The organism is Terriglobales bacterium (genome assembly GCA_035691485.1).
Lineage (GTDB): Bacteria > Acidobacteriota > Terriglobia > Terriglobales > Acidobacteriaceae > JAIQGF01.
This window is the reverse complement of record DASSIZ010000106.1, coordinates 1-7,671: the sequence shown is the minus strand read 5'-3', so window position 1 is coordinate 7,671 and position 7,671 is coordinate 1. Positions and strand designations below refer to the sequence as shown.

Genomic DNA, 7,671 nt, shown 5'->3' with positions numbered 1-7,671 from the left:
GGATCGCCGCTCCCCTTTTGCGACCCGGCTAACGTAGGAGCGGTCCACTCCCAGCCTGCGGGCGATTCGACTGTAAAGACCACATAACGAATCGACAAAACGGTTGACCCTTTTGACGTCGGTCTGTCCAACCTTTTTCTTGGCCATTCATGCCACCCATATGGCCTGCGCACTCCATCCCCCCTGAAAGATGCCTCCCCCGGGCGTGGTGCTGCACTCCTAAGGTTGAGTAGCACCGGATATCAAGGTCGTCCAAGACGGTGGCGCACATCGGCGCCCGGACTCCAGAAGATGACGCCGCGTAGTTGTTAGCGCCTTGTTACAGAACAATGAATTCTCCATGAATTGACTGCACTGGAATAGAATCCCGCCTACCTCCCGGATAAACTAGGGGCGAGTGAAACAGCAGATCTTTGTGGTCGAAGACGACGCCGACATCCTGCGCCTGGTGCGCCACCATCTTGAAGCCGCCGGTTACCTGGTGCGTTCCTTCAGCGCTACGACCGGCGTGCTTGCCGACGCCGCCAGGTACCACCCTGCGTTGTTCCTGCTCGATATCATGGTCCCTGGCGGCAGCGGCCTGGGCTTATGCGAGCAGATCCGCGGATCGGAAACGCTCGCGGCAACGCCCATCATTTTCCTCACCGCTAAGGCAGGTGAATCCGACCGCGTCCGCGGTTTTGAGCTTGGCGCTGACGACTACATCATCAAGCCTTTCAGCCCGCGCGAACTTGTCGCCCGCGTCCGCGCCGTGCTTCGGCGCTTCGAGCCTCCGCTGCCCTCGGGCGCGCACCAGGTCGGCGACATTTGTATTGACTCCAGCGCCATGACCCTCACCGTCCGCGGCGACAATGTTGCCACCACCGCCACCGAATTTCGCCTGCTCGATTATTTCGCGCGTCACGCCGGGCGCGTCTTCACTCGCGATCAACTGCTCGATGCCGTCTGGCGCGATACCGCGTTCGTCACGCCCCGTTCGGTGGACGTATATGTCCGCCGCCTACGCGAAAAAATCGAAAGCAATCCCGACGAGCCCCGTTACCTGAAAACCGTGCGCGGAACCGGTTACCGCTTCGAGGCGCCCCGTTGACCGTCATCCCGAGCGCAGCGAGAGATCTGTTTGTTATCGGCCCTTAGCCACTGTGTTTCTTCAGCAGCCTGCGAATCTCTTTCTTGTTCTTGACCGGCAAGCTCTTCATTGCGCTCCTCGCCAGGGCCACGTATGCCGCCCTCGCCTCCGCGTCCGCCTGCAATACCTTTAAGTGTCGCTTCACCGTTTCGACGTCGCCGCGAACCAACGGGCCGCTGAACGCGCCCGCCGTCCCTTGCTTCAGATAATTGCGCACGGTCTGCTGCAGGATGGGCCCGACCGTCGCTTGCGCAGTAGCTTTGTCCAATCCGACCTTCCTCGCCAATCGCTCCGCCGCTGCTATGGTGGCCACGATCAGGGGCGAGGTAAATGCTCCGAGCGCGTGGTAAAGCGGCTTGCGCGCGACCGATATTTTGACCACGCGACCGCCAAGATCATGGGTAATCTGTCGCGCCGCGCGCGCCGCGCGAGCATCTCCCTCGATGGCGAAGGTTACGCCCTTCAGTTCCGGGGTTGCATCGCGCACAAACGTCATCATGGGATGCACCGACGCCACCGCTGTCCCGGCTTTCTGAAGTGCCTTCAACTCCCGGCTGCCCAGCGCGCCGCTGGAGTGGAATGCGAGCTTGCCTCGCCAGCCGCCGCGTTTCGCCAGTTCGGCAGCGCATGCTGCGATCGCTGAATCTCCCACGCAGATCCAGGCGATGTCCGCAGCTGGACTCGCTTCACTGGCATGGACGACGCGGGCCTTCACCTCTCGCGCTAATGTCCGCGCTCGTCGTGCGGAGTTTTTGCCGTGATGAACAATTTCCGTTACCCGATACCCTGCCGCGTGCAGCGCCCGGGCCATGGCGCTGCCGAGGTTTCCCGGCCCGATGATCGCGATTGTCGGCTTCCTGGTGCGCATGATAGGGCCGCTGCAGCATAGTGGTTTCAAGTTTCAAGTTTCAAGTTTCAGTCCGGGCAAGTGGAAAGGTGAAACGAGAAACGCGGAAGCCTTTATATTGTTTGTCATGCCACGCCAGAGCAAGCGAGCCAAGGTTCTCTCTTCCCGTATCGTCTATCGCGGTCCCGTGTTCCACGTTACCACCGATCGCGTCCAGGAACCTGGCGGCATCGTGGCGCGGCGCGACGTCGTGCGCCACAGCGGCTCCATCGTCATCATGGCCGCGGATGACTCGCGCTCGGAATTGCGCGTCCTGCTGGCTCGCCAGTACCGCCATCCCGCCGGTGACTACCTCTGGGAGCTTCCCGCCGGACGCATCGATCCGGGCGAGTCGGAGCTTACCGGCGCCAAGCGCGAGTTGCTCGAGGAAACCGGCTACACCGCGGCGAGGTGGTCCCGTGCGCTCTTCTTTTATTCCAGCCCCGGCTTCCTCGACGAGACCATGGCCATCTATCTTGCCACCGGCCTGAAACGCGGCAAGGCCAAGCCGGAAGAAGACGAGTACATCCGCATCCGTATGTTCCCTCTTTCGCAGCTCGTAACCATGGTCATGCGCGGCGCCATCCGTGACGGCAAAACCATCTCTGCCGTACTCTGGCTGGCGCAACTCCGCCAACCGGCGAAATCGGCGGCAAGACACTCAAAACCGGGTTAGCCCGGCCGGCAGCAGCCCATCGCCGCATAAATACAGCGTTTTCATCCATTAACTCTCTTGACAACATCTTCAAATTACCTCAGAATTTGATTAACCCATTCCCAAGCTTCCCTTCTGCCAGGAAAGGCGTGGCGCTAGCAAGCCGAGCTCTCCGTCGTAGTTGGAGTTAAGCAATAGATGGGCTTCTCTACCGCGGCGCGTACTTGGGACGCGGTGCCGGCTTCGCACGGAGGAAGAGAAAGGTGGCTCGTATCAAAGGCAAAGTAAAGTGGTTTAACAACGCAAAGGGATTCGGCTTCATCGGCCGCGATGATGGACCAGACGTTTTCGTCCACTACAGCGCCATCTCCTCGGAAGGGTACAAAAGCCTTCAGGAGGGTGATGAAGTTGAGTTCGAAATTGTCCAGGGACAGAAAGGTCCGCAGGCCGGGAACGTTACCAAGCTGTCGGCCTAAGCAGTCCGTATTTCCGTATCACCAAGTTCGCTCGATCAGCCCAGCCCCGCGGCTGGGCTTGCTTTTTTACACCCATCCGTGTGCCGATCGTACAGGCAGTGGAAGCTGAAGATAGTCGGCGGCCGACGGCAAAAGGAAGCGTGCTGGGGCAAAAAGATCCCCGGGGGGATAAAATCTGGCTGTGCCGGAGACACGCCCTCTCGACAACCGCGCCATCGCTTCCATCCTCTACGAGACGGCCGACCTGATGGAAATCAACGGCGACGATTCCTTCCGCATCCGCTCCTATCGCCGTGCGGCGGAAGCCATCGAAAGCCTTGACCAGCCCATCTGGCCGCTTATCCCGGAACAGAAGAAGCTGCTCGAAATTCCCGGCATCGGCAAGGGAATGAGCGCGCACCTGAAAGACCTCTACGAAACCGGGCGCGTCTCGGTGCACGCCAAGCTGCTGGAAAAATATCGCCCTTCGATGCTGGAGCTTCTGAAGATCCAGGGCCTGGGTCCCAAGACCATCGCGCTGCTATGGAGCGCGCACCAGGTCGCCGACCTGGAAGGTGTCGAGAGGCTGGCGCGGTCCGGCAAGCTGCGCGAACTGCCGCGCATGGGCGAAAAGGCGGAGCAGAAAATCCTTAAGGCGATCGAGAACTATCGCGCCATTTCCGGCCGATTCTGCCTCGACGACGCGGACACGATCGCGCAAAAGCTCAGCGACCACCTGTCGCATTTGCCGGGCGTGGAGAAGATCACGCCTGCCGGCTCTCTGCGCCGGGGGCGCGAGACGGTCGGTGATCTCGACATCCTCATCACCGGCAAGTGCTGCGGGCACCAGCAGCAGCGCAATGACGTCATTGAACAAATTGTGCGTTTTCCGGGCATCATCGACGTCCTGGCGCGCGGCGAGAACAAGGTCAGTTTCAAGCTCCGCAACGGCATGCAGGTGGACGTCCGGCTGCTGCCGCCGGAATCCTTCGGCGCCGCGATGCAGTACTTTACCGGCTCCAAGTCGCACAACGTGGCGCTTCGCCAGCGCGCTCTCAAGCTCGGCTACACGCTCAACGAATACGGCCTGGCCAAGCTTGACACCGAGAAGCGCATCGCCGGCAAGAGCGAAGACGAGATCTACGCCAAGCTCGGCATGGACTGCATTCCTCCAGAACTGCGCGAAAACTGCGGCGAGATTGAGGCTGCGCTCGAGCATCGCCTGCCCCATCTGATCGAGCAGCGCGACCTCCAGGGCGACGTTCACATGCACACCGTCGAAACCGACGGCAAGTGCACGATCGAGGAAATGGCCGCCGCGGCGCGCGACCGCGGCTACAAGTACATGGCGATCACCGACCACTCCAAGAACCTCGCCTTCGCCAACGGTCTCGACGACCGCCGCGCCCTCGAGCACATTAAGAAGATTCGCCGGGCCAACCAGAAGTCTGACGGCATCCGCATCTTCGCCGGCATTGAAGTGGACATCCTCGCCGACGGCTCGCTCGACCTCTCCGATTCCGTGCTCGAGGAAATGGACATCGTCATCGCCAGCGTGCATTCGGCGTTCAACCAGGAGTCCCCGCAGATGACCGAGCGCCTGCTCAAGGCGATCGACAACAAGCACGTGTCGCTCATCGGCCACCCCACCGGGCGCATTCTGCTGCGCCGCGATGCCTACCAATTCGACATGGAAGCGGTGCTCGCCGCGGCAGCGAGCAAGAAGGTCGCGATGGAGTTGAATGCTTATCCCGATCGCCTCGATTTGTGCGATCGCCACCTGCGCATGGCCAAAGAGCGCGGGGTGAAAGTCGTCATCAATACCGACTCGCATCACACCACGCACATGGAGAAGATTAAGTACGGGATCTTGCAGGCGCGCCGAGCCTGGCTAACCAAAGCGGACGTGCTGAACACATTGCCGACGGAAGAGTTCGCGAGAGCGATGAAAAAACACTGGCCAGTCGCTGGTGGTTAGTAAGCTACAAGTTATCTCATAAATGGTTTTGGGTAGGGCACGGCTTGAGCCGTGCCGCCCAGAGCCGTCAATGATGCGGGCTTTAGCCCCTGAGGGAAAAGATGATTGCCCTCTTCACGAACATGAGATGGTTTCTAGCGCTAACAACTAGCCACTAGCCAGTTCTTTTCAGCATCTCACAACCGAGGAATTATTTATGCCGGAGAACAACGCACAACTGAGCCCCACTCCGAATCCTCCCCAGGCCGGCAAGCCGCAGCCCGTGAAAAAGGACGTGGAAGATTATGACCGCGCCCACGTCCCCATGGAGGAGGAGTTCGACAAGGCGAAATGGACGCTTCCGCCGTGGCAGCCAGTCGTAGTGGCGCTGGTGATCGTCGGCATCGTGGTCGGGATCCTTTCGTGGGTGACGAAGGTAAAGCCGCAGGGCAAGGCGACCATAGACAACATCAACGCGGTCCAGATTCAGAGTGACAACGTGCTGGTGGCGGTGAACGCGACGCTGCAGAACACCGGCCAGAAACCGCTCTGGATCCACGACATCAAGGCGCAGGTGAAGACCGATAAGGGCGACTTCAGTGACGAGGCCGCGCCCGCCGTGGATGTGGATCGCTATTACCAGGCGTTTCCCGATCTTAAGCAAAACGCGCAGCCGGCGCTGCTGCCCGAGGCCAAGATTGCCCCCGGCGGCCAGCAGCACGGGACGATGGTCTTCAGCTTTCCTGTCAACAAAGAGACCTTCGACAAGCGCAAGTCGCTGACCCTCACCATTCAGCCCTACGATCAGAAAGCCGTGGTGCTCACGAAGTAAGATCGCGCCGAAGTTGCCCCGCTTTTATTGACTCGCGTTATCCGGCAGCATACGATTCCTGCAATCCGCCTGCCGGCAAACGGAGCCAATTTTGTCCCGCCTCGAAGGAAAAGACCTCAGGACGCTGCTGTTTTGGATTGTGATCGGCATTGTCGGAGCGCTGGTCGCCGTCCGCTATTTCCACGCCGCCTTTCCGGAAGCGGCGCTGAACCTGAAGGTGTCCAAGGGCGAGGCGCAGCAGACAGCACGCAACTTTCTCGCCGGCAATGGCATGGCCGTCGACGGCTACCAGAGCAGCATTGTCTTCCACGTGGACGAAGACGCGAAGACGTACCTGGAGCGCGAAGCCGGCCTGGAGCAGGCGAACAAGCTGATGGCAGGACCGGTCAGCGTGTGGGCGTGGGACGTACGATTCTTCCGGCCACAGCAGCAGGAGGAGTTCCACGTCCACGTTAGCCCCGGAGGACGAGTGGTTGACTTTTCCCACACCATCGAGGAGGCGCGGGCAGGGGCAAAACTCGATCGCGAAGCGGCGAAAACGCTAGCGGAAACCTTCGCGCGCGCGCAATATCCCGACTTCTCCGACTACGATTACCTCCCGGCGGAAGCCAACTCGATCGACCGTCCGAACCGCCGCGACTGGAGCTTCACCTGGGAGCGGCGCGGCTTCAAAGCGCCGGCGCGTGAAAACGGCGCGCCCTACCGGCTCCGCGTCAGCCTGCAAGGCGACCGCCCAGGAGGCTCCGCCGAGTTCCTGAAAGTGCCGGAAGAATGGCGGCGCGGCTATCAGAAGCTTCGGTCGGGCAATACCTTCTACGGCAGCATGGCCCTGATCCCATACTTATTTCTGAACGGCGGAATGCTGTGGGTGCTGTTCGATCTGGGCAGGCGCGGCATCATCCGCTGGCGGGGGGCGCTGAAGCTCGGCATCGTGCTGGCAGTGCTGTTTTTCGCGATGACGGCGAACAACTGGCCGGTCACGCGCGCCGGATACGACACGAATTCTTCCTACTCCTCGTTCGTACTTTTACACTTGGTGCAGGCGGCCGCGGGGAGCCTGGCGCTGGGACTGCTGGTGGCCTTGACGGTGGCTGCCGCCGAGCCGCTATATCGAAGTTCCCAGCCTGACCAACTGCGGTTGAATGCGGCGTGGACGCTGCCGGGAATTCGCACCAAGGAGTTCTTCCGCTCCAGCGTGGTCGGCTTGGGAATGGCAGCTGGGCACATCGGGTTTGTCGTGCTCTTCTACATGCTGGGCAGCCGGGTCGGGGTGTGGGCGCCGCAGGAAATTCCCTACACCGACGTTCTGAGCACGCATTTTCCATGGCTGTACCCGCTGACCATCGGGGTGTACGCGGCCACCAGCGAGGAGTTCCTCTTCCGCCTGTTCGCAATTCCCTTCCTCATGCGGTTCACCAAGTCGCGCGTGCTGGCAGTGGTGCTGCCGGCATTTTTCTGGGGATTCCTGCACTCCGCCTATCCGCAGCAGCCTGGGTACATTCGCGGCATCGAGGTCGGATTAATCGGGATCGTTGCCGGCGTGGTCATGTTGCGCTATGGAATCCTGGCGACGCTGGTCTGGCATTACACGGTGGATGCGGCGCTGATCAGCCTGTTTCTTCTGCGTTCCGGAAATGCGTACTTCCGCGCCTCGGGCGCGCTGGTGGCGGCGGGCGCACTGGTTCCATTGATCATCTCCGGGGGCTTCTACCTGGCGCGGCGAGGGTTTGAGCCTGATGAACCGCTATTAAACCGCG

At 60.8% G+C, this 7,671-nt stretch carries 7 protein-coding genes; 6 read left to right on the top strand and 1 reads right to left on the bottom strand.

Annotated features, from left to right (window positions below; genetic code table 11):
* Positions 1-397: 397 nt before the first annotated feature.
* Entirely contained in the window at positions 398-1,090 is a 693-nt protein-coding gene (locus VFI82_13500; protein HET7185700.1) for a response regulator transcription factor, read from the top strand.
* 43 nt (positions 1,091-1,133) lie between these two features.
* On the opposite strand, the gene VFI82_13495 is transcribed toward VFI82_13500, so the two are convergent.
* On the bottom strand, positions 1,134-1,997 hold the full coding sequence (locus tag VFI82_13495; GenBank protein HET7185699.1) for a DUF2520 domain-containing protein: 864 nt from the start codon (positions 1,995-1,997) through the stop codon (positions 1,134-1,136).
* A 106-nt stretch (positions 1,998-2,103) separates the two neighbouring features.
* On the opposite strand from VFI82_13495, the gene VFI82_13490 reads away from it, so the two are divergent.
* From VFI82_13490 to VFI82_13470, 5 genes are all read left to right on the top strand, one after another.
* Positions 2,104-2,691 (top strand): NUDIX hydrolase, encoded by a 588-nt coding sequence (locus VFI82_13490; protein ID HET7185698.1) that lies wholly within the window; start codon positions 2,104-2,106, stop codon positions 2,689-2,691.
* 242 nt (positions 2,692-2,933) lie between these two features.
* Positions 2,934-3,146, top strand: a complete 213-nt coding sequence (locus VFI82_13485; GenBank protein HET7185697.1) for a cold shock domain-containing protein — start codon at positions 2,934-2,936, stop codon at positions 3,144-3,146.
* Between the two features lie 181 nt (positions 3,147-3,327).
* Positions 3,328-5,103, top strand: coding sequence for a DNA polymerase/3'-5' exonuclease PolX (gene polX / locus VFI82_13480; protein ID HET7185696.1), 1,776 nt, complete (start codon positions 3,328-3,330; stop codon positions 5,101-5,103).
* A gap of 196 nt (positions 5,104-5,299) precedes the next feature.
* Entirely contained in the window at positions 5,300-5,914 is a 615-nt protein-coding gene (locus tag VFI82_13475) for a hypothetical protein (GenBank protein ID HET7185695.1), read from the top strand.
* A 91-nt stretch (positions 5,915-6,005) separates the two neighbouring features.
* A partial coding sequence (locus tag VFI82_13470) for a CPBP family intramembrane glutamic endopeptidase (GenBank protein ID HET7185694.1) occupies positions 6,006-7,671 on the top strand: 1,666 nt, incomplete at its 3' end.

Coding starts and splice junctions, on each gene's coding strand:
- VFI82_13495 (HET7185699.1), bottom strand. CDS start 1,997: ATGCGCACCAGGAAGCCGACAATCGCGATCATCGGGCCGGGAAACCTC.
- VFI82_13490 (HET7185698.1), top strand. CDS start 2,104: ATGCCACGCCAGAGCAAGCGAGCCAAGGTTCTCTCTTCCCGTATCGTC.
- VFI82_13475 (HET7185695.1), top strand. CDS start 5,300: ATGCCGGAGAACAACGCACAACTGAGCCCCACTCCGAATCCTCCCCAG.